At 42.3% G+C, this 26,874-nt stretch carries 23 protein-coding genes; 17 read left to right on the forward strand and 6 right to left on the reverse strand.

Annotated features, from left to right (window positions below; genetic code table 11):
• Positions 1–76: 76 nt before the first annotated feature.
• The 10 genes from H9629_RS04215 (at position 77) to pyrF (ending at position 7,839) form a co-directional block, all read left to right on the forward strand.
• Positions 77–673, forward strand: a complete 597-nt coding sequence (locus H9629_RS04215) for a 6-pyruvoyl trahydropterin synthase family protein (protein WP_064102720.1) — start codon at positions 77–79, stop codon at positions 671–673.
• Between the two features lie 46 nt (positions 674–719).
• Positions 720–1,433: a uracil-DNA glycosylase gene (ung, locus tag H9629_RS04220; protein ID WP_064096566.1), complete on the forward strand. Its 714-nt coding sequence runs from the start codon at positions 720–722 to the stop codon at positions 1,431–1,433.
• Positions 1,430–2,551 carry an enoyl-CoA hydratase/isomerase family protein gene (locus tag H9629_RS04225; RefSeq protein ID WP_064102718.1) on the forward strand — a complete coding sequence of 374 codons (1,122 nt, stop codon included), beginning with the start codon at positions 1,430–1,432 and terminating at the stop codon, positions 2,549–2,551. The genes ung and H9629_RS04225 overlap by 4 nt, the downstream gene beginning before the upstream one ends.
• 6 nt (positions 2,552–2,557) lie before the next feature.
• Complete coding sequence (gene tadA, locus H9629_RS04230) at positions 2,558–3,073, forward strand: tRNA adenosine(34) deaminase TadA (protein ID WP_064102717.1); 516 nt, start codon at positions 2,558–2,560, stop codon at positions 3,071–3,073.
• Positions 3,074–3,133: 60 nt separating this feature from the next.
• Positions 3,134–3,565 carry an SRPBCC family protein gene (locus H9629_RS04235; protein WP_064096563.1) on the forward strand — a complete coding sequence of 144 codons (432 nt, stop codon included), beginning with the start codon at positions 3,134–3,136 and terminating at the stop codon, positions 3,563–3,565.
• Positions 3,566–3,582: 17 nt separating this feature from the next.
• On the forward strand, positions 3,583–4,266 hold the full coding sequence (gene cmk / locus H9629_RS04240) for a (d)CMP kinase (protein ID WP_144723781.1): 684 nt from the start codon (positions 3,583–3,585) through the stop codon (positions 4,264–4,266).
• A gap of 110 nt (positions 4,267–4,376) precedes the next feature.
• Positions 4,377–6,053, forward strand: coding sequence for a 30S ribosomal protein S1 (rpsA, locus tag H9629_RS04245; RefSeq protein WP_064096561.1), 1,677 nt, complete (start codon positions 4,377–4,379; stop codon positions 6,051–6,053).
• A 163-nt stretch (positions 6,054–6,216) separates the two neighbouring features.
• Complete coding sequence (locus H9629_RS04250; RefSeq protein ID WP_064096560.1) at positions 6,217–6,522, forward strand: integration host factor subunit beta; 306 nt, start codon at positions 6,217–6,219, stop codon at positions 6,520–6,522.
• 21 nt (positions 6,523–6,543) lie between these two features.
• A complete protein-coding gene (locus tag H9629_RS04255) occupies positions 6,544–6,909 on the forward strand; it encodes a lipopolysaccharide assembly protein LapA domain-containing protein (protein ID WP_064096559.1) in 366 nt (121 codons plus the stop codon).
• Between the two features lie 249 nt (positions 6,910–7,158).
• Positions 7,159–7,839, forward strand: a complete 681-nt coding sequence (gene pyrF, locus H9629_RS04260) for an orotidine-5'-phosphate decarboxylase (protein WP_144723782.1) — start codon at positions 7,159–7,161, stop codon at positions 7,837–7,839.
• 403 nt (positions 7,840–8,242) lie between these two features.
• Here the strand turns inward: pyrF and H9629_RS04270 are convergent, their stop codons facing one another.
• Entirely contained in the window at positions 8,243–9,151 is a 909-nt protein-coding gene (locus tag H9629_RS04270; RefSeq protein ID WP_064096557.1) for a lysine exporter LysO family protein, read from the reverse strand.
• A gap of 67 nt (positions 9,152–9,218) precedes the next feature.
• Positions 9,219–10,715: a flavin-containing monooxygenase gene (locus tag H9629_RS04275; protein WP_191730585.1), complete on the reverse strand. Its 1,497-nt coding sequence runs from the start codon at positions 10,713–10,715 to the stop codon at positions 9,219–9,221.
• A 144-nt stretch (positions 10,716–10,859) separates the two neighbouring features.
• Here H9629_RS04275 and H9629_RS04280 point away from each other — a divergent pair, with 144 nt between their 5' ends.
• From H9629_RS04280 to H9629_RS04300, 5 genes are all read left to right on the forward strand, one after another.
• A complete protein-coding gene (locus H9629_RS04280; RefSeq protein ID WP_064096672.1) occupies positions 10,860–11,867 on the forward strand; it encodes a helix-turn-helix domain-containing protein in 1,008 nt (335 codons plus the stop codon).
• A gap of 84 nt (positions 11,868–11,951) precedes the next feature.
• Positions 11,952–13,103, forward strand: a complete 1,152-nt coding sequence (gene zapE, locus H9629_RS04285) for a cell division protein ZapE (protein ID WP_064096555.1) — start codon at positions 11,952–11,954, stop codon at positions 13,101–13,103.
• A gap of 365 nt (positions 13,104–13,468) precedes the next feature.
• Complete coding sequence (locus tag H9629_RS04290; RefSeq protein ID WP_191730586.1) at positions 13,469–15,634, forward strand: malate synthase G; 2,166 nt, start codon at positions 13,469–13,471, stop codon at positions 15,632–15,634.
• Between the two features lie 127 nt (positions 15,635–15,761).
• Complete coding sequence (locus H9629_RS04295; protein WP_191730587.1) at positions 15,762–17,210, forward strand: aldehyde dehydrogenase family protein; 1,449 nt, start codon at positions 15,762–15,764, stop codon at positions 17,208–17,210.
• Positions 17,211–17,302: 92 nt separating this feature from the next.
• Positions 17,303–17,965 (forward strand): SOS response-associated peptidase, encoded by a 663-nt coding sequence (locus H9629_RS04300; protein WP_191730588.1) that lies wholly within the window; start codon positions 17,303–17,305, stop codon positions 17,963–17,965.
• 78 nt (positions 17,966–18,043) lie between these two features.
• On the opposite strand, the gene H9629_RS04305 is transcribed toward H9629_RS04300, so the two are convergent.
• Complete coding sequence (locus H9629_RS04305) at positions 18,044–18,508, reverse strand: MarR family winged helix-turn-helix transcriptional regulator (protein ID WP_064096552.1); 465 nt, start codon at positions 18,506–18,508, stop codon at positions 18,044–18,046.
• Positions 18,509–19,254: 746 nt separating this feature from the next.
• Between H9629_RS04305 and H9629_RS04310 the strand changes: the two genes are divergently transcribed.
• A complete protein-coding gene (locus H9629_RS04310; RefSeq protein ID WP_064096551.1) occupies positions 19,255–20,778 on the forward strand; it encodes a TerC family protein in 1,524 nt (507 codons plus the stop codon).
• A 570-nt stretch (positions 20,779–21,348) separates the two neighbouring features.
• On the opposite strand, the gene thiM is transcribed toward H9629_RS04310, so the two are convergent.
• The 3 genes from thiM to H9629_RS04325 all read right to left on the reverse strand — a co-directional run bounded on the left by thiM (position 21,349) and on the right by H9629_RS04325 (position 23,808).
• Positions 21,349–22,197 carry a hydroxyethylthiazole kinase gene (thiM, locus tag H9629_RS04315; protein WP_191730589.1) on the reverse strand — a complete coding sequence of 283 codons (849 nt, stop codon included), beginning with the start codon at positions 22,195–22,197 and terminating at the stop codon, positions 21,349–21,351.
• Between the two features lie 32 nt (positions 22,198–22,229).
• Entirely contained in the window at positions 22,230–23,390 is a 1,161-nt protein-coding gene (locus H9629_RS04320) for a hypothetical protein (protein ID WP_064096550.1), read from the reverse strand.
• A 160-nt stretch (positions 23,391–23,550) separates the two neighbouring features.
• Positions 23,551–23,808 (reverse strand): hypothetical protein, encoded by a 258-nt coding sequence (locus H9629_RS04325; RefSeq protein ID WP_064096549.1) that lies wholly within the window; start codon positions 23,806–23,808, stop codon positions 23,551–23,553.
• 360 nt (positions 23,809–24,168) lie between these two features.
• Here H9629_RS04325 and pepN point away from each other — a divergent pair, with 360 nt between their 5' ends.
• Positions 24,169–26,775, forward strand: coding sequence for an aminopeptidase N (pepN, locus tag H9629_RS04330; RefSeq protein ID WP_064096548.1), 2,607 nt, complete (start codon positions 24,169–24,171; stop codon positions 26,773–26,775).
• Positions 26,776–26,874 lie beyond the last annotated feature (99 nt).

Genomic DNA, 26,874 nt, shown 5'->3' on the forward strand with positions numbered 1-26,874 from the left:
AAAATTAATCCTCAAAGCTCTACTTTTGCTTTATAATCATAATTAATTCACCTATTTTTTGACGACATTACGGCATATGTTAATTCGTAAGTTATTTAAGTTTGAGAATGCTCATATTGTGCGTAACTGCACGTCAGATCGCTGTAAGCGTTCGATCCATGGCCATAGCTATAAAGTCGAGTTATTGCTGAAAGCCTCAAAGCTGGATCATGGCCAGATGGTTTATGATTTTGGTCTGCTCAAAGGGGTGATTAAGGATTTCTTTGATTCATTTGACCATGCAATCTGCTTCTGGAAAAAAGATGATCCTGAATATATTCAGGCTTGCAAGAATTTTAGTGCGCGTTGGGTTTCTTTGCCGGTTTCGCCGTCTGCAGAACAGTTTTCTCGCATTTTCTTCTTTCTGGCACAGCAGGTGCTGGCATCGACGGTGACGCAAAATGGCGAAGGTGATGTTGAAGTCTATTCTGTGATTGTGCATGAAACTGACACAGGCTATGCACAGAGTTTTCTAGAAGATATTCAAAATGAACAGATGGGTGTTTTGAGTCTTGACCAGATCGAGTTCTCGGAGCAGGTGCAGGCTGAATGGGCAGATCCGGACATGTTTGCCAAGCTGAAACAGGGTGTGCCATTTCATAACCCTGCAGTAGATTTACAGGTACAGATCTAGAGTCTGCATGACTTTAAATCGATTGACATAGATTTAGGATTGAAGAATGTCTTTAAATGAACAGCAACTGGCCAAACTGAATAAAGTTCAGCTGGATGAAAGCTGGAAATACGGATTGAGTGATTTTTTACTCAGTCCGAAAATGGATGAATTAAAAGCATTTCTCCTTGAAGAAAAAAAAGCGGATAAAGTCATTTATCCACCGAATCACCTGATTTTTAATGCTTTGAATACTACACCGCTAGATCGAGTCAAAGTCGTAATTATTGGTCAGGATCCCTATCATGGTCCGAATCAGGCACATGGCTTAAGCTTTTCTGTGCAAAAAGGGGTTGCATTGCCCCCATCTTTACGTAATATCTTTCACGAGTTGCACAGTGATTTAGGCATAAAGATTCCTAAGCATGGTGACTTGACGCACTGGGCGGAGCAGGGCGTACTTCTGCTGAATGCTGTACTGACAGTTGAAGCCGCTCAACCAACTTCACATCAGAAACGTGGCTGGGAAGATTTTACTGATCACGTCATTGATGTATTGAATGAACAGCGTGAACATATTGTATTTATTCTTTGGGGCGCATACGCACAGCGTAAAGGACAGCGCATTGACCAAAATAAACACCTGGTATTAAAAGCAGCGCATCCGTCGCCTTTGTCGGCTAACCGGGGTGGTTTTTTTGGTTGTAAAGTTTTTTCGAAAACAAATAATTATCTCAAACAACATGGCATTGAGCCTATAGATTGGCAGCTGGACGCATGACATATTCTCCTGTAACTAAACCTTACCATCCGGATCTGATTGTTGAAGAAGCGAACAATGGCTGGCGTATCGTTCGCTTGAATCGACCAAAATCTTTGCACGCGCTGGATGAATCGATTGCTTCCGCACTTCTGGAAGTATTTCAGGATTTTCATAATGATGACAGCGTCAAAGCCATCTGGCTGGACTCAACCACACCGAAAGCTTTCTGCGCAGGTGGGGATGTACGTAAGCTGCGTCAACTGGTCATTAATGATGAAGTGGCGGCTGCCAATAAGTTCTTTGAGCAGGAATACGCGCTCGATCTGTTATTGCATAATTATGCCAAACCCGTTTTAGTCTGGGGCGAGGGTTATGTGATGGGTGGTGGCTTGGGCCTGTTTATGGCTGCGCCTTTCCGTTTGGTGACGCCGTATTCACGTTTGGCGATGCCTGAAATTAATATCGGTTTATATCCAGATGTAGGTGCAACCCGTTTCTTGGCGGATCGTGGTGCACTAGGTCTATTCACAGGCTTGACCGGTTCTATTATGACTGCTGCCGGCGCTTACGGGATTGGCTGGGCCACCCATATTTGTGATGCACAGCGTGATTCAGTTTTGCATAAAGTCGTTAATATCGATTGGGGTCATTATCCTGCAGGTGACTTTCGTGCCATTGATGACACCCTGAACAGTATGCACCGTCCGGTAGGTCCAGGACCGCTGCAAAACTCCCTGGATGTCATTCATAGTGTTTGTCGTGGCATCAACTTTGAGCATGATTATGAGTCAATTATTGGCCTCAGTGACGCACGCAGTGACTGGTTACGTCAGGCCAGTGAAAACCTTAAAAAAGGTTCACCCACCACTGCAGCCTTGACCTGGCTATTATGGCAATGGGGTAAGCAGGTACATTCCTGGAAGGAAGTTTTTGAATTGGAAGTTCAGATATCAGACTGGAAAATTCGTCATCATGATTTTGTTGAGGGTGTACGAGCACGTCTGGTCGATAAAGATCTTTCTCCTGAATGGAAAAAGGGTACAGATATGAGCTTGAAAGGAATCTTATCTCAAAATCCTCCAGTTACGACTATTGAAAGCTGGAATGACATGCTCAAGCAGTATGGTGTGATTTAAGTCTCAATGTCCGAAACACAATTTACAGATGAATACTGGATGCAGCATGCTTACGAGCAGGCTGCACTTGCTGCTGCACAGGGTGAAATTCCCGTGGGTGCGATTATTGTCAGCCAGAATCAGATCATTGGCCAAGGGTTTAATGCGCCGATCACATTAAATGATCCGACTGCACATGCAGAAATTGTTGCACTGCGGGATGCTTGTCAAAACATTCAAAATTATCGGTTACCTGAAGATGCGGTACTGTATGTAACCCTCGAGCCATGCACCATGTGTGTCGGCGCACTGGTTCATTCACGGGTTTCACGGGTAGTATTTGGGGCATTTGAATCGAAAGCAGGCTCACTGGTGAGCGCACGCCAACTGTTTGAAACTGGCTATTATAATCATGTGTTTCCTTTCAAGGCGGGTTGTATGCAGCAGCAATGCTCGGAACAGTTAAGTGTATTTTTTAAAGTGCGTCGTGAACAGAAACGGCAACTCAAGTTACAAGAAAAGTCATTAAATACGCAGAAATAATTCTAGCTTATCCGCTAGAATTTGCTCACTTTCAAATATCTGTAATTTTCAGGAATAATAATGAACAGTATTCAAGTAAAAAAAGAATTTCCGGCAGCAATTGATGATGTCTTTAATTTGATGTCCAAGCATGCCACCTATAATGTGGCTTTTGCACCGATGCAGGTTGAGCGAATCAAGGATTCTGCAGATGTTGAATATCCAGATGGGCTGGGTTCAGTGCGTGCAATGGGGGTGGGGCCTGTAAAGCCGCTGAAAGAACAAATTACCCTGTTCGAGCCGAATAGCCGCATCGAATACCAGATTATTAAAAATCCGTTAATCAAGCATCATTTGGGTATTATTGAATTTGAAGCGCTGGCTGATGATAAAACACTAGTGACTTATACGATTGAATTGCAGGCACGAGCACCTTTTGTGAGTAAATTAATCCTTGCACAGTTACGGGCAGCGATTAAACTAGGCCTGACAAAACTCGCAAAATCTGTTTAAACAACAACGGGAAAGCAATGACAGTTCAAATTATTACCATTGATGGTCCAAGTGGGTCGGGCAAAGGTACGTTGGCAGCGAAACTGGCTGCGCATTATCAGTTTCATTTATTAGACTCTGGTGCTTTATACCGTCTTTTGGGTTTGTCATTGCATCATCATGATTTGCTGGACTCATTGGATACCAAATTGCCAGAATGCGTACAAATCGCAACAAATCTGGATATCCAGTTTGTGAATACAGACACCGGGGTGCAGGTGTGGCTGGATGGCGAAGATGTGTCCCAAACCATTCGTACTGAGCGGGTGGGGGAATTTGCTTCAAAAGTCGCAGCAATTCCTGAGCTTAGAACCGCCATGGTTTCACGTCAACATGCTTTTGCACAGGCGCCGGGCTTGGTGGCGGACGGGCGTGATATGGCAACCAGCATCTTTCCTAACGCCCAAGCCAAGATATATTTGACGGCCTCGGCTGAATCGCGCGCGCAAAGACGTGTAAAGCAGTTGCAGGGTATGGGGCTGGATGTTAAAATAAACGACATTTTAGCTAATATCATTGCACGCGATAAACGAGATATGGAACGCACTGTCGCTCCGCTCAAGCCTGCCGATGATGCTTACATTATCGACAGTTCAGATTTGAACATCGATGAAGTATTCCAGCTGATGACTACTTATGTAGATCAGCAGTTAGCAAATTAACCCAATTTTATCAGCAAACGCATAGCTTGATCAGTTTTATATGGACTATGTAGATGCTTAATTAAACCGGCCTTGTCTGATCCAAGACCGCTGACTTTATCGGAAATATCATGACCGAATCTTTTGCAGCCCTCTTTGAAGCAAGCGAATTAAACCTCAACGTTGAAAAGGGTGCAGTAATCCAGGGCGTTGTAGTAAGCATTGACTCTGATTGGGTAACTGTTGACACTGGCCTTAAATCTGAAGGCGTTGTTGACCGTGCTGAGTTCTTAAATGAACAACGTGAACTTGAAGTTCAAGTTGGCGACACTGTAGACGTAGTTGTTGAAGCACTTGACAACGGTATGGGTCAAACAGTTCTTTCTCGCGAAAAAGCTAAACGCGCAGAAACTTGGACTAAACTTGAAAAAATCTTTGAAGACGGCGAAATCGTTACTGGTGTTATCTCTGGTAAAGTTAAAGGTGGTTTCACTGTTGACATCGGTCCAGTACGTGCGTTCCTTCCAGGTTCTTTAGTTGATACTCGTCCTATTCGTGATACTACTCACCTAGAAGGCAAAGAGTTAGAATTTAAAGTAATCAAACTTGACGCTAAACGTAACAACGTTGTTGTTTCACGTCGTGCTGTTATGGAGGCTGAATCTTCAGCTGACCGTGAAGCTCTTCTTGCTCAGCTTGAAGAAGGTCAAACAGTTACTGGTACTATTAAAAATCTTACTGACTACGGTGCATTCGTTGACCTTGGCGGTATTGATGGTCTTCTTCATATCACTGACATGGCTTGGAAACGTATCAAGCATCCTTCAGAAGTGGTTGAAGTGGGTCAAGAAGTTACTGTTAAAGTACTTAAATTCGACCGCGAACGTAACCGTGTTTCTCTAGGTCTTAAACAACTTGGCGAAGATCCATGGTTAGCGATCATGAACCGTTACCCTAAAGGTTCAATCGTTAAAGCGCGCGTAACTAACCTGACTGATTACGGTTGTTTCGCTGAAATCGCTGAAGGCGTTGAAGGTTTAGTACACGTTTCAGAAATGGACCACACAAACAAAAACATCCACCCATCTAAAGTTGTTCAGATTGGTGACGAAGTTGATGTTATGGTTCTTGAGGTTGATGAAGAGCGTCGTCGTATTTCTCTTGGTATCAAACAAACTCGTGCTAACCCATGGGAAGAGTTTGCTAAAGAGCACGACAAAGGCGAAAAAGTTTCTGGTACGATCAAATCTATCACTGACTTCGGTATCTTCATCGGTTTACCAGGCGGTATCGACGGTCTAGTTCATCTGTCTGATATTTCTTGGAACGAACAAGGCGAAGAAGCAATTCGTCGTTACAAGAAAGGCGACACTGTTGAAGCGGTTATCCTTTCTGTAGACGCTGAAGGCAACCGTATCAGCCTTGGCATCAAACAAATGAACAACGATCCGTTCAATGATTTCCTTGCTGCTAACGAACGCGGTGCTTTGGTTAAAGGTACTGTAACTGCAGTTGATGCTAAAGGCGCAACTGTTAAGTTGGCTGACGAAGTTGAAGCGACTCTGAAAGCATCTGAAATCAATCGCGATCGCGTTGAAGATGCAACTAAGTTCCTTGAAGTTGGTCAAGAAGTTGAAGCGAAGATCATCAACGTTGATCGTAAATCTCGCGCAATCAACTTGTCTATCAAAGCGAAAGACGAAGCTGAAGAGAAAGAAGCAGTTGCTAACTTGAAAACAGCACCAGCTGGTCAAGACAATGGTCCTAAAACTATTGGTGACCTGATCAAGGCGCAAATGAGCAACTAAGTAAGCGTCTGAATTGTATTGTTAATGTAAATTAACTAATACTTTTTATACAAATACTGTAAACGGTAGCGTAGTATTTAATTATTGCGCTACCGTTTTGTATTTAAACAGGTTATTATCTGGAAATAGATCCCAAGTAGCTTGATAATTAAAGAGGTCGCAGATGACTACTGAAGCACTTAATAAGTCTGACTTAATAGAGCGTATTGCGTTAAAAAATCCGCATTTGGCTGAACCCTTAGTGGAAGAAGCAGTTAAAATCATGATCGATCAAATGATAGAGGCTTTATCATCTGATAATCGTATCGAGATTCGTGGATTTGGTAGTTTTGCATTGCATCACCGTGAACCGCGCGTAGGGCGTAACCCTAAAACTGGTAAATCAGTAGAAGTGGCTGCAAAAGCAGTTCCGCACTTCAAACCAGGTAAGGCACTTCGTGATGCGGTAAACGAGTCTGCACAAAAATAATTGTAAATATACGGGGTGCTCATGCGTTACGTTCTGGTCATTCTATTATTAGTACTGTTTGGTTATTCATTAGCTTTAGTTCTGCAAAATGGTACTGAATTGTCAGTGGACTTGTTATTTACTCAAGTTCCAGCAATGCGCCTGGGATTATTACTTCTCCTCACTTTATCTTTGGGTGTAGTTTTGGGCCTGTTATTAGGTGTTCAGATCTTCAGGGTTTTTCAGGCGAATTGGGAAATTAAAAGGCTTCGTAAAGACATTGAACACCTACGTAAAGAACAATTGAATTCAGCCAAGTTAATGGCTGCTGAAGCAGCCGTCCATACCCGGCATGAAAAAACTGTGTTAGATATTAATTCTAATGACCGACCATCGACACCACTTTAGGTGAAAGTGCCAGGCAAAAGTTGTTTTTAAACATTTTATATTGCCAATTTTAATTAAACGCCTTTTAACTTAGCTTTAAAGGCGTTTTTTATTATTTATCTATATATAATTATAGCTAAAATAATATTTAAAATTATATAAATAAATAACTTAGTTTGAATTACCAAGTATATTTTGTGAAAATATTCTTGGTCGGCATGAGCTTAGTCCGTATAATATCTTAATTTTGTCAATTTGAAGGGTCTACTCATGAGTATCATCGTTGCACTGGATGCTAAAAGCCAATTTGATGCCTTAACGATTGCGGAACAGCTAGATCCTGCTTTATGTCGAGTAAAGGTTGGCAAAGAGTTATTTACCCATGAGGGGCCAATCATTGTCAAAGCACTTCAAGATAAAGGTTTTGATGTATTTCTGGATCTGAAATTTCATGACATTCCAAATACAACAGCACAGGCAGTATGCGCGGCAGCAGATCTGGGAGTGTGGATGGTCAATGTACATGCTTCAGGTGGCCGTAAAATGATGGAAACCTGTGTAGAGCGGTTAAAAGCAGGTAATTATAAGACTCAGTTGATTGCCGTCACAGTTCTTACCTCGATGGGCCGTGAAGACTTAAAGGATATTGGTCTGGATATTGAACCCAATGAGCATGTAAAACGTCTGGCTCAGCTGACCAAAGACAGTGGTCTAGATGGTGTGGTCTGCTCAGCTCAAGAAGCAAAAATGTTGCGTGAAACGATTGGAAAAGACTTTGCATTAGTGACACCCGGCATTCGTCCAGAAGGGTCAAATGCAGATGACCAGAAACGTATTGTAACACCAAAACAGGCGATGCTAGATGGTTCAACGCATCTGGTGATTGGTCGTCCGATTACCCAGTCTAAAAATATGCGCCAAACCTTAAAAGATATTCTAGATACCTTGTAATATGATTTGACCAACAAAAAGCCTTTCCAATGAAAGGCTTTTTTTATATATTCAGAAAATATCAATAATAATTAAAGGAAAACCTATGAATGCATCTGAATTACCTTCAGAAAAGGAACAGAATGATCTAATTCAAAGTGTTCAACAGGCGGAACAGCTTCAGCAACAAGAACAGCAGCAATAACAGGCAAGCTCAACAGATTGGACAGCGGGAATTGATGTGGTCAGTTTGGCATCTGATGCTATCAGTCTGGTTTCGGATGTTGTTGAAACAGTAGGCGATGCCTTAAGTGATATTGATTTAAGTTTTTAGTCAGCCCTCTCAGCCTCCTTGTTTGTGTTTCGTTTTAAAACCCTGCTTTAAAACTGACTCAGGGAAGAGAGTGAGAAAGCGATAAAGTAATTAAATCACTGCCAGTACACTTACCATGACTGGTGCTAACAGTGACAAAATGAAACCGCTGACCATAGCATGCGGAATAAAATCATGCCCGCACGCCTGTTTAACCATCGGTAAAGTCACATCCATTGCAGTTGCACCCGCTGCTGAAATCGCAGATCTTGGATATCTCCAGCCCATACAATACATCAGTAAAATGGCAAAAATTTCTCTAAACAGGTCATTCATCAGGGCGATACTGCCGAGTTCAGCGTTACGAAGTTCCGTGACAACGACGCCTGACATCGAATAAAAGCCATAGCCTTGTGACAGCATGATCAAATCTTTCAGATCCATCTGGGTATTCCAGAATGAATATGCGATGACTGCAAATAATGAACCAAAAATACAACCGATCGGGACCAGTAGAATTTTAAAATTTAACCAGGATCGATCTAAGGGTGAGTTGGCCAGATCTAGGCCAATCATGAACATAAATACCAGTAATAAATGCCAGGTGCTGATTTGCAGGGACAGATCAAATAGACTCAAGCCTGCATGTAAAAAGTATCCGCCGGCGAGAGCCAAAAAGGCATAGCTCATGTTCAGTAGGGATTTAAGCACCAGGTCGACGGATACCCGACCGGAACTAGGAAGATAACCTGCCCATTTAAATAGAAGATAACAAAATGCAAAAGCACCGAGTGAAGTCAGAAAGGCAATACTGATCGAGGTGCTCAGAATCTGGAGAGGATGCTGTAATTCATCGACAAGCTGTGAAAATTCAAAGGCAATTGCAATCAATAATACATAGCTAAAATAGGGCAATAGCTTGAAACAGATTTTAATAATAGGTTGCGGAATTCGTTTTGCCATAGCAAAACCGAGTGCTAGACAGAATAGAAGCTGAAAGATGAGCCAGAGCGATTGCATAAGTTTAATGGATTGAAAAATTTACCTTTAAATTATGCCATCGCTTGATATCGGATGCTAAAGTCTTTTAGGTAAGTTTATTGAATAATTGATAATCTGCAGCATTGATTTTTTTGGTTTTTAGCCAGTATTTCCAGGTATAAGTCGGCCACAAGGCGAAATTCTTACCACCTTCCTGCTGATACCAGCTTACACAGCCAGATTGCCAAACAGTCTTTTCAAACATATGTTGCACCTGCTGATTAAATGTATCTTGCGCCTGCTCTTTGACCATGATGGCATCACTATGAGATTGATCGACTAGTTTTATTAGTTGCAAGATATACTCAACTTGCGCCTCGATCATAAAAATCACAGAATTGTGCGCCAATAAAGTATTGGGTCCCAATAACTGAAACAGGTTTGGAAAATCTTTTACACAAATTCCATAATAGCTTTCAGCGCCTTGTTTCCAGACGTCATTCAGCTCTGCACCATGGAGTCCGGTGCATTGAAAATTCTTCATATAGATACGTGGATCTGTAATGAATCCGGTACCATAAATCAGACAGTCAATCGGCCGCTCTTTTCCATCTTGTGTAATGATACTGTGTTCAGTCAGTTCCTGAATCTTCTCGGTCACCAGTTCTACATTGTGGCGGTTAAAAGTCGGAAAGTAGCGGTTTGAAACCAGAATGCGTTTACAGCCCATGATGTAATCGGGAGTCAGTTGTTTGGCCAATTCAGGATTTTTAACCTCATATTTAATCAGCAGTTCTGCCAGTTTTTGGGTGAATTTCATAATGCCAGGTTTGACAATCGGTACGACACGCGATTCATTTGACCAATACAGGCGGGTGCGATGTAACTTTCGAAACCAGTCATATTTTTTAAATAGTTTCTTTTCAAAGTCGGGGTAGATACGTTCATCACGAGGAATGATCCAGGCCGCTGTACGTTGCATGACGTAAAGTTGTTTGCATTGTGGAGCGATTTCCGGAATATATTGAATCGCGCTACCACCTGTCCCGATTGAAGCAACATTTTTGCCATTCAGGTCATATGTGTGATCCCATTGTGCGGAATGAAAGACTTTGCCCTGAAATTTCTCAATACCGGGTATATGTGGGATTTGGGGAATATGCAATGGCCCAGAAGCGAAGATAACGAACTGGGCTTCAAGGATACTTTGATCCTGAAGCTGTAATTGCCATAGACAGCGATCTGCCTGGTAATGTGCAGCCAGAACTTCAGTATTTAAACGGCAGAAAGCACGGAGATTATAGTCAGTTACCAGATCCTGAATATAAGAAAATATTTCTGGTGCTTCAGCGTAACGCCTGGACCAATTGCTTTTTGGAGCAAATGACAGGGAATACAAATGTGATTGCACATCACAGGCTGCTCCCGGATATTGGTTATCTCGCCAAGTCCCACCAAAATCACTTCCTTTTTCCAGAATAACGAAGTCATAAATACCATGTTGCTGTAAACGTATTGCCATGGCAATACCGCCGAAACCGGCTCCAATAATGGCAACTTTGGTATGGGGATGGGAGCCTGTAGCAGTGGCGTGATCTAGCATTTATACATTCCTTGCTTATTTTAATGTGGGATATTTATCGTAATCTGCTCCTTAGTGATTAGACAGAAAATTGATCTAAACGGCAATAGCCGGCATATTATTTTTATAGTACAACTAGAGAAATCACATTGTACTTGTATGGTTATGAAACGTTCTGTTCTCAGTCTGATGTATTTGATTCAAGGGATGCGTAAGGCTGGTATGCAGGTCGATCAGAAACTGCAAAACATTGGGCTGCGTGTAGATGCCTTTGATCCAAGCTCGATTATCCATCCGAGTCTGGAAAATGATGTGCTCAAGGTGGTGGGGCAGGAAATTCAGCCTGAACAAGGATTGTTGATTGGCCAGCATTATGCCTTGGCAGGCTATGGTCCCTTACTCATGTTGCTGGTGACGAGCCCTACGGTACGTGATGCACTGAATCAGGTGATCCGTTTTCAGCAGTTGACGCATCTGACCGGTCAATTGGCTTTGGAACACAGCGAACATTATAGTGCGCTATGTTATCGAGCCAAGCAGCTAGATGATCATTTGGGAATGTTGCTGGCACAGGCGGAGATTTCCGGAACTTTTAAGTTTATCCGGGAAATTTACAAAATGATGGGTTTATCCAAACCTGATTTGCGGATTGAGTTGCCATTTGCCTATCCGGCAAATCCGAATACCTTAAAGATCTATCATGATTATTATGGTAATCAAGTACAGTTTGATGCACCTCGGGCGGCATTCTGGTTTGATGAAGCAGTTCTGGATATTAAAATTCCCTCGAAGGATGAGGAAACTTTTGCAGTCTATGAAGCCAAATGTCTGGCTGAACTGGAACGGTTGCAGGAGGACGAAAAGACACCGACTGTGGTGCAGCGGGTGCAGGATTATCTGGAAATCCAAAGCGGTCTGATGCCAAGTATGGCTGAAACTGCACAGGCACTGAATATTCCGGAACGAACCTTGCGGCATCAGTTACAGCAATGTGATACCAGTTATAAGCAGATTCGTGAAGAGATTATTAAAGATAAAGCTTTACGATTAATTGAATATAAGCAGTATTCGATTGAAATGATTGCAGAATTATTGGGCTATTCCGAGCCGGCCGCTTTTAACCATGCCTTTAAACGCTGGTTTGGGCAAAGTCCTCGGCAATATATAAAATAGCCTAAGTTTGTTTATGCCAAAGTGTTATAGCGTGTTGATTAAACTCCGTTATAATTAAATTGATCCCAAATAGTACGAAATTCTATGTCCGATTTTAATTCACAGCACAGCACCGCCTTTAGTCCGATTTCTCCTGCAGAACGTTATGCACAAGCAATATCTTCTGGACAGTTTATGCCTGATGAAGCACAAGCGATGGCAGTACATGAACTGAATCGTGTCTGGCTAGAATTAATTCAGCGCTTTAAGGCATCGAAAAAAGCATTCCGCCGTTTTCGCCGTCAGACATCTCCGAAAGGGGTATACATGTGGGGTGGGGTGGGGCGTGGCAAAACCTGGCTCATGGATCAGTTCTATGATTCCATTCCGTTTCGCCGTAAAACCCGGATGCATTTTCATCATTTTATGCAGCATGTGCATCGTGAATTAAATAAGTTATCCGGGCAGCGTAATCCGCTAGATATTGTAGCGGACCGGATTTATAAAGAAGCTGTCGTCATCTGTTTTGATGAGTTTTTTGTATCGAATGTGACAGATGCAATGATCTTGAGCGATTTATTCCAGAAGCTGTTTGAGCGCGGCATTACCTTGATCGCTACCTCGAATATTGCACCAGACGGGTTATATAAAAACGGCATTCACCGTGACCGTTTCTTGCCAACGATTGAACTGGTCAAGAAAAACTGTGTGGTATTAAATGTCGATGCCGGAGTCGATTACCGTTTACGGGTTTTAAAACAGGCACAACTGTTTAAATTCCCGTTAACGCATGATCATAAAAACTGGATTGCGCAGCGTTTTAATGCTTTGACCCAGACTCAAACACGCTCTGAAGAACCGATTATTATCAACAACCGTATTGTTGAAACCGTAGCGCATACCGAAGATGTATTGTGGTGTGAATTCTCTGAACTATGTTTAAAACCACGTAGCCCGGCTGATTTTATTGAAATCGCCAATATTTATAATACTGTTTTGGTCAGCAATGTTCCCCATCTAACCGATTTTCTGAGTGATGGCACGCGCCGTTTTATTTATCTGGTCGATGAATTTTATGACCGCGGCGTCAAGTTGCTCTTGACTTCGGAAGATAATATTGTGGATATTTATCAGGGAGAGAAGCTGGCCTTTGAAATTGAACGAACCCGTTCCCGTTTGCTGGAAATGCAGTCAGATGAATACCTGAATTCAGAACATCGTCAGATCGAGAAAATAGTCTCGTTAAACGAAGAATAACAATAAAAGCGCTGGTTATTTACTGGCGCTTTTTTATAAAAATAGGTACTTAAATTATCGACAAGCCTGATCAAACATGGCTTAATCTTGATCTAAATATGATCGTGTATAACTAGAATGCATAATTTTTGCTCGAAAATCTGAACTTAAGTCTAATTTCTACATTTCGAAAACTTTATACACTGTCATTAGGGTATTTAGCATAATGATATCTAATTGTGACTGAGATGGATCAAATATGTTTATGAGGGTATTCATATTGGAAAAAATGCTCAGTATTTAGCAATGTGATAATACTATTCAGCTAGATTTTAATCGGTATACTAGAATCTCTTGTATAAAAAGTAGCAATATCAGGAAAGACAATGACTGCACGTATTCAAAAAGGCAAGTTAGCGATTGCTAAAGAACTTTACGATTTTATCGAAAATGAAGCACTACCAGGTTCTGGTTTGGACAGCGAAACATACTGGAAGAACTTTGAACAAGTCGTTGTTGATCTTAGCCCTAAAAATAAAGCACTTTTGGCTAAGCGTGATGACATTCAGGCAAAAATTGACGAATGGCACCGCAATAACACATTTGAATTACAAGCTTACAAAGCTTTCTTGACTGAAATTGGCTACTTGTTACCAGAAGTAGAAGATTTTCAAATCAGCACTGAAAATGTAGACGAAGAAATTGCAGTATTGGCAGGTCCACAGTTGGTGGTACCAGTACGTAATGCACGTTACTGCCTGAACGCAGCGAATGCACGTTGGGGTTCATTGTACGATGCACTTTATGGCTTTGATGTGATCTCTGAAGAAGATGGTGCGGAAAAAGGTAAAGGCTATAACCCGAAACGTGGTGAGAAAGTTATCGCATTTGCGAAAAACTTCTTGGATGAAACTTTCCCTCTGGCGCAAGGTTCACATGCCGATGCAACTCAATACGCAGTTGAAGGTAATGCTTTAGTGGTAAGCCTGAAAGACGGTTCAACCACAACGCTTGCAGATACGTCTAAATTTGTAGGTTATAACGGTGAAGCCTCTGCACCAACAGAAGTTGTTTTAAAAAACAACGGCCTGCATGCCATCATTCAAATTGATGCCACTAGCCCGATTGGTCAAACTGACGCTGCTGGCGTAAAAGATGTGGTACTTGAGGCAGCTGTAACCACCATTCAAGACTTGGAAGACTCGGTTGCAGCAGTAGATGCCGAAGAGAAAGTTGAAGGTTACCGTAACTGGTTAGGCCTGATGCGCGGTACGCTGGAAGAATCCATCGAAAAGAATGGCAAAACTGTTACACGTAAACTAAATGAAGACCGTACTTTCAAAAATGTTGAAGGCGGTGAAACTAAGGTTCACGGTCGTTCATTGATGTTACTTCGTAACGTGGGTCATTTGATGACCAACCCGGCAATTCTGGTAGATGGCGAAGAAATCTATGAAGGCATCATGGATGCTTTGGTGACTCCACTGCTTACCATTGCTGACATTCGCGGCGAAAACACGATCAAGAACTCACGTAAGGGTTCGATGTACATCGTGAAGCCAAAAATGCATGGTCCTGAAGAAGTTGCATTTGCAGTTGAACTGTTCGAGCGTGCTGAACAGGCACTTGGCTTACCTGCGAAGACATTAAAAATCGGGATTATGGATGAAGAACGTCGTACCTCTGTGAACTTGAAGAACTGTATCGCTCAAGCTAAAGACCGTACCATCTTCATTAACACAGGCTTCATGGACCGTACTGGTGACGAAATCCATACCTTTATGGAAGCAGGTCCCTTCGTACGTAAGGGCGAGATCAAAGGCCAAATCTGGTTCCCTGCTTACGAAAACCGTAACGTGATGATTGGTTTGCAAGCAGGTCTACGTGGTAAAGCACAAATTGGTAAAGGCATGTGGCCAAAACCAGACATGCTACTGGACATGTACAAGACCAAAACCGAGCATCCTGAAGCAGGCGCAAGCTGTGCATGGGTACCTTCTCCAACAGGTGCTGTGATTCACGCGATTCACTATCATCAAATCAATGTAGCAAACCGTCAGAAAGAACTTCTTGCGACTGAAGCATTGCCACTTGATGACTTGTTAACGCCACCGCTTGCCAAAGATACTAACTGGACAGAAGAAGAGAAGCTCAAAGAGCTTGAAAATAACTGTCAAGGTATTTTAGGTTATGTAGTGCGTTGGGTGGACTTAGGTGTGGGTTGTTCTAAGGTGCCAGACATTAATGATGTCGGTTTAATGGAAGACCGTGCGACACTCCGTATTTCTTCACAACATGTTGCTAACTGGTTGCGTCACGGTATCGTAAGTCGTGAGCAGGTAGAAGAAGTTATGCAACGTATGGCAAAAATTGTGGATGAGCAAAATGCCAATGATCCACTTTATACGCCAATGTCTAATGACTTTGCCAATAATATTGCATTCCAGGCAGCGTCTGACTTGATCTTTAAAGGTGGTGAGCAACCATCAGGCTATACCGAACCACTTTTACATGCAGCGCGTTTAAAACTGAAAGGTTATACAGGTGACTAATCCTGTCTAATTGAAAAAGCCTCTTCGGAGGCTTTTTTATTGTCTAATGGTAAGCCGTTGTCGTCCTGACTGGAAATTTTCTAGCCGAACTCTTAAAGTGAGGAAAAGTATTCCAGGAAACAATAAAATGATGACGGTATATCAAAATTTAGACCAGCAGTTTATTCATGGCCAGTGGCAAGCCGGTACTTCAACCAGAATTATAAAAAATATCAATCCTTATACCCAGAGTGAAATTTTTAGTATGCCAGCGGCCAGTTCTGTTGATGTAGACAGTGCTTATACAGCAGCAGCGCAGGCTTTTCAGCAAGATACCTTGAAATCCATTGAAGTACGTAAAACAGTGCTGCAAAATGTGATCTCAATTATTCAGCAGCGTCGTGACGAAATCATTGACTGGCTGATCATTGAATCCGGTAGTACACGTATTAAGGCAGGCCTTGAGATAAATGCTGCTTTAGGCATTATTCAGGAAAGTCTGAATTTTCCAGACCGGATCCAAACAGAACAGCTGGAAAGTAAGGATCCGGCACGTAAAAGTTTAGTTTTGCGTAAGCCTTTAGGTGTGATTGCTGTCATTAGCCCATGGAACTTTCCATTTCATTTGTCTTTACGCTCAGTAGCAACAGCAATTGCCTGTGGCAATACAGTTGTACTGAAGCCAGCCAGTGATACCCCGGTGACTGGTGGCACATTAATCGGCAAACTCTTTGAAGAAGCAGGGTTAGCTGCAGGTGCTTTGAATATCGTTGCCGGTGCTGGCAGTGAAATCGGGGATTATTTTGTTGAGCATCCGGTACCCAAAATGATTTCATTTACCGGTTCGACTGAAGTGGGAAAAAGTGTCGGTAGCAAAGCTTTAGCCAGTTCCCGAATCAAGCGTCTGGCGCTTGAGCTGGGTGGCAATGCTCCTTTGGTCATTCTTGATGATGCTGATCTTGATTTGGCTGTTGAACTGACCTTGATGGGGCGTTTTTTGCATCAGGGGCAAATTTGTATGAGTACCAACCGGGTTATTGTCGATGCCTCTATCCATGATGCATATGTAGACAAGCTTCTGGATCAGGTCAAAATGATTCCGGTGGGCGATCCAAATCTGGAAGATACCGTGATCGGACCAATCATTAATCAGAGTCAGGTCAAAAAACATCAGCAGATCATTCAAACGGGCAGCGAGCAGGGCGCGCAACTGGTCTATGAAGGAGGCATTGAAGGGAATCTGGTTTCTCCGCATATTTTTATTGATGTCGCTGAAAATTCCGATCTGGCACAACAAGAAAGCTTTGGACCGATTTTACCTATCCTAAAAGCCCGTGATGAAGCACATGCTTTAAAGCTGGCCAATGCAACCGAGTTTGGTTTGTCCAGTGCCGTATGTACCTCAAACATCGAGCGAGGCACTGCTTTTGCGGCACAACTGGATATTGGTATGACGCATATTAATGGGATTAGTGTTGCAGACCAGCCGAACGCACCTTTTGGCGGCGAGAAAAATTCAGGACTGGGTCGTTTTAATGGACGCTGGATTTTTGAAGAATTTACCCGCACGCACTGGCTGACGGTTCCAAGTGAATAATAGTAAATAATATAAACTTACCTATAATCCATACAGGTTCACTGCAGGCGCCAAGTTATAATCTGTAAATCAAATGATTTATCTGATGAAGCATGTGCGCCAATTTTAAGCCTTTAACCCTAAAACAGTTGCATAATCTGGAGTTGCCAGAAATTCCTTTTGAATATCCAGAAGAGGTCTATCCCAATTATGCCACACCACTTTTATTCCATTCAGCTCAAGGACCAGAGTGGCGGTTGGTGAACTTTGGCCTTATTCCGAAATGGGCAGAAGATCAAAAAATAGGGACCAAAACCTATAATGCCAGAAATGAAACTTTACTTGAAAAGCCCACCTTTGCTGAGGCTACTGCCAAATGTCATTTTGGTGTCATCCCAGTATCAGAATTTTATGAGTCCAAATATTTCGACAATAAACCGCAACGTTGGGGAATAAGACGTAAAGATGGTCAAGCAACTTTTATCGCGGCCATCTATGAGATTGCTCGGATACAAGGAGAAATTATACGCTCGGCCAGCATGATAACCATGGATGCAATTGACCATCCAATGATGAAAGAATTTCATGAGCCGGGTAATGTCAAACGATCGGTGATTGTAATTCCTCAAGAGCGCCTAAAAGAATGGCTAACACTAAGTTATCCAGCTATTCACAGCTTTGTAGAGGGTTTTCCGGTAGAAGAGTTTGAATGTTCACATGTACCTAAAGAAAAAATCAAAAAAGTCAGTGCGCAACTAAACTTTTTTGATTCTTAGAAAGCTCTGGCGAATTATTTATTATTAAAAGTATGTAAGAAATTCGCCAGCGTCTATTTAAAATAAAAAATGAGACTCTTAACGAGCTAAATTTTTAAAAATATGACGTAAACTTTCCATGGTTTTTTCAATTTGCAAAGGTGTCAGGCCTTCAAAGGACTGTTCCAGGACAACATTGGTCAGGTCATTGATCTTATGGGTCATTTGCGTGCCTTTTTCGGTCAAAATCACCCGGGTAATCCGTGCATCATCCTCACATGAATAGGTTTCAACCAGACCTTCATCTTTTAAGCGGTAAACAATTTTCGTCGTGGTCGACATTTTAGAGACAACCATCTCTGATAAGTCAGAAACACTGGCATGCGGTTTGGATTTTAAGGCAAGAAGAATGCGGCGACGTGAATTGTCAACACCATACTTTTTAAGTGCATGGTCGACATTAAGGACGTATTGAGCATGAACCTGAGTTACCCAATAATATGGAAAGTTTTCTAAATTAAATTCTTCCGTACACGGCAAAAATTTTGCATATTTTTTAGTCATGAAATGTTCCTTGTATTTATTGTTCTAGGGCCCGTTCATTTTATGAAAAAGTTTATGCATGTTTCAACCTTTATTTTAAAAATGTTAAGGTCCTGACACTTTTTAGTTTTGCTTAACAGCCCAAGATATTGACGAGTTCTGCACGTCAGCCCTTTCAGGAGTAGGGATTGCTCATTAAAATCAGATAAAAGGCGATAACATTTTGTTAAAATTTAATTCTTCATTGGATATTTGGCTTGTAGAAAAGTGTTGTAGGCCACTTGATGATTACTCATCAGGCGCTCCAAATAAATTTTCCTATAAAATATTGTATTTTAATAAATTAACTGATTAGGAGGAGACGACAGTAAAGTGGTTTAGTGAACTCACTAGACTGCTCATTCGAAGCTAAACTTTTAAGTGATTGTTCCTTCAATGAAAAAATATTGCATAGTTCACTTCTCAAATCACATTAAAAATAAGAGGGATAATCTATCTATAGTTAACTTATGATGATTTTTCATTAAATTATAATAAGTTATGTAGAAAAACTTGAAATTAATCAATTTCAGCATCTGCTAGATAGTTAAAATGCCGCGGTAACCATATGACCATGTAATTTTTTTGTAAATTAATACATTACAAAATATTCAGTTTATGCATAATGGAATGGTCTTAAGTTGCATAGGTTTTATTTTAATGGATCCCTCGCCGTGCGTTGATCTTCCATCTCTATTTCTAGCTTACTCGAACGGGGTAATTCTCTAATGGAATTTTTATTAGATCCCGGAATCTGGGTAGGTTTAATTACTCTTATTATTCTCGAAATTGTTTTAGGTATTGATAACCTAGTCTTCATTGCCATTCTGGCTGAAAAACTTCCTCCTGAACAACGCGATAAAGCGCGTGTTGTCGGTTTGTCACTCGCATTATTCATGCGTCTAGGTCTGTTATTTGCCATTGCCTGGTTGGTCACTTTGACACAACCATTGATTACTGTGTTTGACTGGACCTTCTCCGGTCGGGACCTGATCTTGTTATTTGGTGGCTTGTTCCTGGTGTATAAGGCCGTTACTGAGCTGCATGAAAAAATTGAAGGCAAACCTGAAATCACAGTATCTACCAACGTGGTATATGCAAGTTTCACTGCCGTTGTTGCACAGATTGTTGTTTTAGATGCTGTTTTCTCTTTAGATTCAGTGATTACCGCAATTGGTATGGTCGACAATATTTATGTCATGATGGCTGCTATGATTGTCGCAATGGGAGTGATGCTACTGGCATCGAAACCATTGACCAACTTTGTGAACCGTCATCCAACCGTGGTGATTCTGTGTTTAAGTTTCCTGCTTTTGATTGGTATCAGTCTGATTGCAGAAGGTTTTGGCTTCCATATTCCAAAAGGCTATATCTATTCAGGTATTGGTGTCGCGATCATAATCGAAGCATTTAACCAGTTCGGTCAGCGTAATGCTGCTAAACATGAATCGAAGATCCCTTTGCGTCATCGTACGGCTGACTCGATTCTGAAATTGATGGGCGGTAAGCTGGAGACGACTGATACTCAAAATAATGAGGCACAAGAAACCTTTGCAGATGAAGAGCGTTATATGATTGGTGGGGTGCTTACCCTTGCAGAGCGTTCAGTCGCTTCGATCATGACGCCCCGAAGCCAGATTTCATGGGTCGATCTGGAAGATAGTCCAGAAGAGATCCGTGAAAAAATTCTTTCCGTTCCACACAGCCTGTTCCCGGTATGTCGCGGTAGCCTGGATAAGGTCATTAGCGTAGTACGTGCAAAAGAATTACTGGATGTACTGGAAGAGCCAGAAGAATTAAAAGCACTGATCAAACGTCATCGTCCAATTTATATCTTTGAAAGAATGAAAGTTATTGATGCGATCAATACCTTGCGTACTTCTAAGGGTTCTTTGGTTCTGGTCAGCGATGAATTTGGTAATGTACAGGGTCTGATTTCACCGCTGGATGTGTTTGAAGCAATTGCCGGTGAATTCCCGGATGCTGATGAACAGCTAGATCTAGTTAAAATCGATGATACGCACTGGATCGCATCGGGCATGTTAGACCTGTATCAGCTTGAGCTAGAACTTGGCATGATTGATCTGATTGATGAAGATGCTGGTTATATTAGTGTGGCAGGTCTGATTCTAGATAAAACCAACAGTACGGTTGAAGTGGGCACCGAGTTAAATTATCAAGGTGTGCAGTTCAAAGTCACTGAAATTGAAAGCAATCGTATCAAGTCGGTCAGCATTCATTACGCAGGTTAAACAGGTGTTTTAAACACGTTATTTGTTCAAATTCTAAAAGTCAGTTGCTTGAGTGGCAGCTGGCTTTTTTTAATGTATGTCTGTTGAATCTGGTTTATTAAAATAATATGAGCCTTTGTTTAAACTGATTTTTATCAGTTTATTCATACTATATTTCAAGTTCCAAATTGAGCTAAATATGCTGGTATTAGACTAAAAAATTCAAGCCAAAAGAGGTCAAATCGATCGTTAAAAATAAGCATGATCAGGCATTGGGTGTGGATTCATACAGCCTGTTAATCAAAACTTAAAAGTCCTATTTAAATAGGAATAAGAAAATAAACTACAATTCACATGAACTAAATTAACCTTATGCAAAGATATCTTAATTAAAGAAGATATGCTTTTTAAGGAAATCGATATATAAATTTCATGAAGCTCTGCTCATCAAGCAAAGCATTTATCAAAATGCTTGGCACATAAGACTCAAATAGAAGATTTCTATCGATATGGATATAAAAGAAGTAGGTAAACTAGATAGGGGCGTGTTCACCTATTTAAACCTACACACCCCGTAAAGTAGCCAATAAACTAAATGGATTCCGGCAGAATTTTGAAGCTTGCGTATTGTCGGATTGTTTCAGTATTGAGTTGATGGATTTCATCCAGAAAGGCGACATTAAAATTGCCTAACTGTTGTGCGCGTTCAAATGCCAATTGACCGGCAATGGCAAAATGTACATGTGCCGTTAATGCAGCAACGGCGGGAGACGTTACTGCGCTATATGCAGCAATCAGTGCACCGAGCGCACATCCCATCGCCGTGATTCGGGGCTGTAAAGCAGAACCGCCTGACACCTGTATCACAGGATAGTCTCTAGAAATAATGTAATCGGATTCACCGGAGATCGCGATACATTCACAATAATCCAGCAAACTTTGCGCCTGTAAATAAACATCCGCACTGTCTACCGTACTGTCCACACCTTTGGACTCAATCTGCTTGCCGGCCAAAGCACCAATTTCAGAGGCATTACCACGCAAAATGGCAGGATGGAAATGCATCAACTGATCTGCGATGCCTGAACGCCAGTGCAGAACTGTTCCATAACCGACCGGATCAAGCACCCAAGGTTTTTGCAGCTGATGTGCAGTTTCCGCAGCAATCTGCATCGCCTGAACCTGTTCTGTCGTCGGTGTGCCCAGATTCAGACTGATTGCTGCTGCAATCTTGGCAAAACTTTCAGCTTCAAAAGGATTGTCGATCATGGCCGGAGACGCATGTGCAGCCAGTAGAATATTGGCGACATGGTTGCTGGCCACCGTATTGGTCATGATATGCACCAAGGGCTGCTGTTGCTGAAGTTTCAACCAGGCTTCACAGATCTGGTCCAGAAGTGTTTGCTGTAATGCTTGCATCGAAGTCGTCATCGTGGTCATTTATAAAAGTGGAAGATAAGTTGTCTATTCGGTCAGCGGGTAAAATAATGGTCTTGATGCTTGCAGCTACGACAGAACAGGCTGACATAGTCACTGGCATCATAATCCACCGACAGTTCCTGTGAGCCGCAGTACATACAACGTTTCTGGGAATAAAATTTCAGGCGGGGTTCGATCTTGTGCCAAGAACGCCACACTGGCTGAAAGAAGATATTTTCATCATAGCCCAGAAAACGGTAAAACAGGATTTCGCTCATCTTGCTAAATGCCAGTTGAGGTGGGCGAGGCAAAGTAGAGGTTTCCCATTTTTCTGTGATGGAACGTTCCCGGTACTGCTGCAAGGTTTTTTTTAGCAGATTGGTATTAATAAAGTTTTCATTACGAGGCTTAAGGGCTTTTTGTTTGTACAGATATTCCAGTCCTGTTTGTACCAGATAATAAATCTGTCCCACAGCCAGTACATCCAAAAGACGATAGCAAAAAGTCTGAAAGCTCTGATTTCCGGCAATCTGCACATTCCAGCTACGGCAATAGAATTGGGCAAACTGAATGATTTCTTCATACAGCAGGCAATAGAGTGCATCTTTGACTTCATCTGCACTTTTAAAGGGCACACCTTGGCCCAGGTTTTGATAAAACCAATTGCGCAGCTGCTGGGTAATGCTGAACAGGGTGGGTTCAGAATAGCCATCCAGACGCACATTAATATAATAGTGCTGGTTTTCCTGCTGGACATCTTTGGGAATCAGCACCTGATCCCGGATCAGGCTTTTCACCAGACCATGTTGGAACAGATAGTTGGGACTGATGGAATAATATCGAATTTGATGCCAGTCAATATATTCGCGGTGCTGGCTATATTCCTGCACCTGTTCATCCAGAATCGCGAGTAAAAACAGTTTATTGATAAAACTGAGCTGATTGAGCTCAAGAACCGGTCGATCCTGCTTTTTATGATATTGCCGGTTTTCCTGTAAACGGACTTCCTTGAGCATACGTTTACGTTGCGCCAGACAGTGTTCACAATAACAATTGTGCTTTTGATCGGAATAAAGCTGATGCTGGCAATGGCTACATTCATGATAGCTCAGCTCCTGATCATATTGTTCTGCCTCAATCCAATACATCGATGCCTTACACAATGGGCAGTGAGTACTTTCATCAAGCTGTTTTTGCAGAACACTGAATACCATGGTCGCGAGCAACTCTAGAATGGAAGGGCATTTGATTATACACGGCTGATGAGATGCAAACGTAGTGGACTGGCGCAATTTTTTATAATCAAAAACAGCCACACAAACAGGAGAAGAGCTACCGAAGTAGCTCTGATTTTAAAACATGAAATGACACTTTTTAAACCGGGCAGGGTAAAGTATCGTCCTGCTCTCCGCGATGTTTGGCATGAATTAAGGCCTGAACCTTTTTAGAAGGAACTTTTTTGGCACCGAGTGCATCGTAGGTGTTGAGAATGGCAGTCACTTCATGGGCCTGAAGCGGAATGCCTTCACAGCTCATCAAGAGCGCAATCACTTTATGGTCAATATTGGCCTGGTCCAGAGTCTGCAAAGTTTTAATATTTTCAATCCGTATTACATGCTGTTTTAAATACATGACTCACCTCATCATCGTTATCATTATTCTTTCATTGGAAGTGTGGAAAACACAGTTTAACTGTAGCAAGAAGTGTGCTCATTTTTTAATCTGCATTTATGCGGTACTCTGCAAATAAAATTATGTATTTTTAAATCAGTTATTTATGAGAATGTAAGAAATTATGATTCTGACTATTTTTATGGCACAGATATTTCTTATGTAGAGCTGAGTGCTGCCCATTTAGGCAGAATGCATTGAAAGTGGTGCATGAAATGCCCATATTAGATCTGACAATACAAATGCACAGACAGCGTTTCAAACTTGGCGTATGATTTTGACATGAACAATGTCGAACACGATAAAAGATTAGGACAGGACATGAATATTGCGGCAAACCCGGTGATCGAAGCGGATCAAACCATTTATTTAAAAGACTATCAAAAACCTTCCTTTGTCGTCGATTCTGTAGACCTGAATATTCAAGTCTACAGTGACCACAGTCTGGTCAGCAGCAAGCTCGAGATGCAGCGTCAGACAGCTGGCGATCTGGTTCTGCTTGGCCGTGATCTGGAACTGCAATCGATCCGGTTAAATGGTCAACCCCTGAATGCCAGTGACTACCACCTGGATGCTGAACAGCTGGTCATTGCCAATGCACCTGATCAGGTATCACTTGAAATTGTGGTTAAAATCCATCCTGAAAGTAATACGATGCTGGAAGGCTTATATCAGGCCAGCTCAGATCTGTTTGTGACCCAAAATGAACCAGAAGGGTTCCGTAAAATTACTTTCTATCCAGACCGTCCTGATGTGTTGTCGGTCTTTACGACGCGTGTAGAGGCAGACAAGAAATATCCGGTCTTGCTTGCGAATGGTAACCTGCTGGAAACTGGTGAAGTAGATGCCAATCGTCACTATGCCATCTGGCAGGATCCGACCAAAAAACCGAGCTATTTGTTCGCCTGTGTGATTGGTGATCTGGCCGTGATGAAAGATCATTATGTTACTTCGGAAGGCCGCAATGTGGCTCTGGAAATCTATGCAGAAGAAAAAGATATTCCAAAATGCAAGATTGCCATGGAAGCGCTCAAACATTCCATGCGCTGGGATGAGGAGCATTATGGTCTGCCTTATGATCTGGATAACTACATGATTGTGGCGACCAGTGCATTCAACATGGGTGCCATGGAAAATAAAGGTCTGAATATCTTTAATACTTCATGCGTGCTGGCCGATGAAGAGTACACTACTGATGCCGCCATCATGCGGGTGCAGTCAGTCATTGCCCATGAATACTTCCATAACTGGACCGGTAACCGGATTACCTGTCGTGACTGGTTCCAGTTATGTCTTAAGGAGGGCCTGACTGTATTCCGTGACCAGTCTTTCTCGGAAGATTTGCAGTCGGCTGCGGTACAGCGTATTGATGATGTGGCGGTTCTGAAAGCGCATCAGTTCCCGGAAGATTCAGGACCATTGTCACATCCACCGCGTCCGGATCATTTTGTAGAAATTAACAACTTCTATACTGCCACTGTTTATGAAAAAGGTGCGGAAATTAACCGCATGATGGCGACCTTGCTTGGCAAGGAAAAATTCCGCCAAGGTACAGATGAATATTTCCGCCGTCATGATGGTCAGGCGGTAACAGTTGAAGATTGGGTGGCCGCGCTTACAGCAGGTTCAGGTGTGGATCTTTCAAACTTCCTGACCTGGTACAACCAGCCCGGTACGCCTAAACTGCAAGTAAAAGCTGAGTACGATGTAGAGACCCAAATCTATCGTCTCAGCTTTAAGCAAAGCCTGAAACCGCATGCCAAATACCCGAATCTGAAAGCAGTACCCATTCCAGTTGCTTTAGCACTGTTTGATGCTGAAAGCGGTGAACAGCTAACGCTAAATTCTAAGGCGCTCTTTGAAAATGGCGTTAAGGATGGCATGTATCTGTTTGATCAGGATGAGGCAACGATCGAGTTTAGTGGTGTTGCCGCGAAACCGGTGGTGTCCTTGCTGCGCAATTTCTCTGCACCGGTAAATCTGGACTTTGACTATTCAGAAAAAGAACTGGCTTTCCTGTTGCAATATGAGACCAATGGTTTTAACCAGTGGCAGGCGACCCAAACCTTACTTGAACGTATCCTGCTGGATGATCAACCTGCCGAGATCTATATTCAGGCCATGCTTAATACCTTGCCGGATATGATTGAGAAAGATCCACTGCTGGCATCACGTCTATTTGATGTACCATCTGAAGGTTACTTGGGCAGCCGTATTGATCAGGATTATCAGCCAGCCATGATTCAGGAAAAGCGTGAGGCTTTGCTGCATACTCTGGCCCGTGCCTTTGGAGAAACAGCGAAAGAAACTTATCTGAGTCTGGATCCAGATCTGCAATCTGATTTCTCGCAAGCGATGGGGGTGCGTGCCCTGAGAAACATCATGCTGACGATGATGGCTCGTCAGGGAGATGCATCTGCCTTTGATTTGGCCTATGAGCGGTATCATACAGGCAATATGTCTGAACGTTTAGGGGCGCTGAAAGTCCTGGTCTGGAATGATGCGCCGCAAGCACAAGAAGCTCTGGCCGATTTCTATAGCCGTTTTGAAGACGAAGCCTTGTCTTTGGATCAATGGTTTATGGTTCAGGCAGCACATCCAAAAGCCACGGATGCAACGATTGCGTATTTGACCCAACATCCGGATTATGATCTGGCGGTGCCTAACCGTATTCGTGCAGTCAGTGGTGGTTTGAATGCCAACCCAGTCAATACCTGGAGCTTTGGCGTACAGCATTTTATTGGTCTGGCAAAATATCTGGATGAGAAAAATCCGATCGTGGGCTCACGTTTGCTACAGGTATTGTCACGCTGGTATACCTTGGCAGAACCGCAACGCAGTGAAGTGAAAGCACAGCTTGAAACCTTAAAGCCACTGGTCAAATCTAAAAACGTGTCTGAGACACTCAATAGTATGCTCAGCGTATAACATTCATTGTTAAAAAACCGGATCGACATGATCCGGTTTTTTTACTTTTTCAAATGCTGTCTTTAAATACAGTTGAATTTCCCTAAAGGCCGAGTCAAG

The sequence above is a fragment of the Acinetobacter pecorum genome, assembly GCF_014837015.1.
In the GTDB taxonomy this organism is placed as follows: domain Bacteria; phylum Pseudomonadota; class Gammaproteobacteria; order Pseudomonadales; family Moraxellaceae; genus Acinetobacter; species Acinetobacter pecorum.

Excerpts from the sequence above, each read along its gene's own strand:
- H9629_RS04215 (WP_064102720.1), top strand. The coding sequence starts at position 77 with ATGTTAATTCGTAAGTTATTTAAGTTTGAGAATGCTCATATTGTGCGT.
- ung (WP_064096566.1), top strand. The coding sequence starts at position 720 with ATGTCTTTAAATGAACAGCAACTGGCCAAACTGAATAAAGTTCAGCTG.
- H9629_RS04225 (WP_064102718.1), top strand. The coding sequence starts at position 1,430 with ATGACATATTCTCCTGTAACTAAACCTTACCATCCGGATCTGATTGTT.
- tadA (WP_064102717.1), top strand. The coding sequence starts at position 2,558 with ATGTCCGAAACACAATTTACAGATGAATACTGGATGCAGCATGCTTAC.
- H9629_RS04235 (WP_064096563.1), top strand. The coding sequence starts at position 3,134 with ATGAACAGTATTCAAGTAAAAAAAGAATTTCCGGCAGCAATTGATGAT.
- cmk (WP_144723781.1), top strand. The coding sequence starts at position 3,583 with ATGACAGTTCAAATTATTACCATTGATGGTCCAAGTGGGTCGGGCAAA.
- rpsA (WP_064096561.1), top strand. The coding sequence starts at position 4,377 with ATGACCGAATCTTTTGCAGCCCTCTTTGAAGCAAGCGAATTAAACCTC.
- H9629_RS04250 (WP_064096560.1), top strand. The coding sequence starts at position 6,217 with ATGACTACTGAAGCACTTAATAAGTCTGACTTAATAGAGCGTATTGCG.
- H9629_RS04255 (WP_064096559.1), top strand. The coding sequence starts at position 6,544 with ATGCGTTACGTTCTGGTCATTCTATTATTAGTACTGTTTGGTTATTCA.
- pyrF (WP_144723782.1), top strand. The coding sequence starts at position 7,159 with ATGAGTATCATCGTTGCACTGGATGCTAAAAGCCAATTTGATGCCTTA.
- H9629_RS04270 (WP_064096557.1), bottom strand. The coding sequence starts at position 9,151 with ATGCAATCGCTCTGGCTCATCTTTCAGCTTCTATTCTGTCTAGCACTC.
- H9629_RS04275 (WP_191730585.1), bottom strand. The coding sequence starts at position 10,715 with ATGCTAGATCACGCCACTGCTACAGGCTCCCATCCCCATACCAAAGTT.
- H9629_RS04280 (WP_064096672.1), top strand. The coding sequence starts at position 10,860 with ATGAAACGTTCTGTTCTCAGTCTGATGTATTTGATTCAAGGGATGCGT.
- zapE (WP_064096555.1), top strand. The coding sequence starts at position 11,952 with ATGTCCGATTTTAATTCACAGCACAGCACCGCCTTTAGTCCGATTTCT.
- H9629_RS04290 (WP_191730586.1), top strand. The coding sequence starts at position 13,469 with ATGACTGCACGTATTCAAAAAGGCAAGTTAGCGATTGCTAAAGAACTT.
- H9629_RS04295 (WP_191730587.1), top strand. The coding sequence starts at position 15,762 with ATGATGACGGTATATCAAAATTTAGACCAGCAGTTTATTCATGGCCAG.
- H9629_RS04300 (WP_191730588.1), top strand. The coding sequence starts at position 17,303 with ATGTGCGCCAATTTTAAGCCTTTAACCCTAAAACAGTTGCATAATCTG.
- H9629_RS04305 (WP_064096552.1), bottom strand. The coding sequence starts at position 18,508 with ATGACTAAAAAATATGCAAAATTTTTGCCGTGTACGGAAGAATTTAAT.
- H9629_RS04310 (WP_064096551.1), top strand. The coding sequence starts at position 19,255 with ATGGAATTTTTATTAGATCCCGGAATCTGGGTAGGTTTAATTACTCTT.
- thiM (WP_191730589.1), bottom strand. The coding sequence starts at position 22,197 with ATGACCACGATGACGACTTCGATGCAAGCATTACAGCAAACACTTCTG.
- H9629_RS04320 (WP_064096550.1), bottom strand. The coding sequence starts at position 23,390 with ATGGTATTCAGTGTTCTGCAAAAACAGCTTGATGAAAGTACTCACTGC.
- H9629_RS04325 (WP_064096549.1), bottom strand. The coding sequence starts at position 23,808 with ATGTATTTAAAACAGCATGTAATACGGATTGAAAATATTAAAACTTTG.
- pepN (WP_064096548.1), top strand. The coding sequence starts at position 24,169 with ATGAATATTGCGGCAAACCCGGTGATCGAAGCGGATCAAACCATTTAT.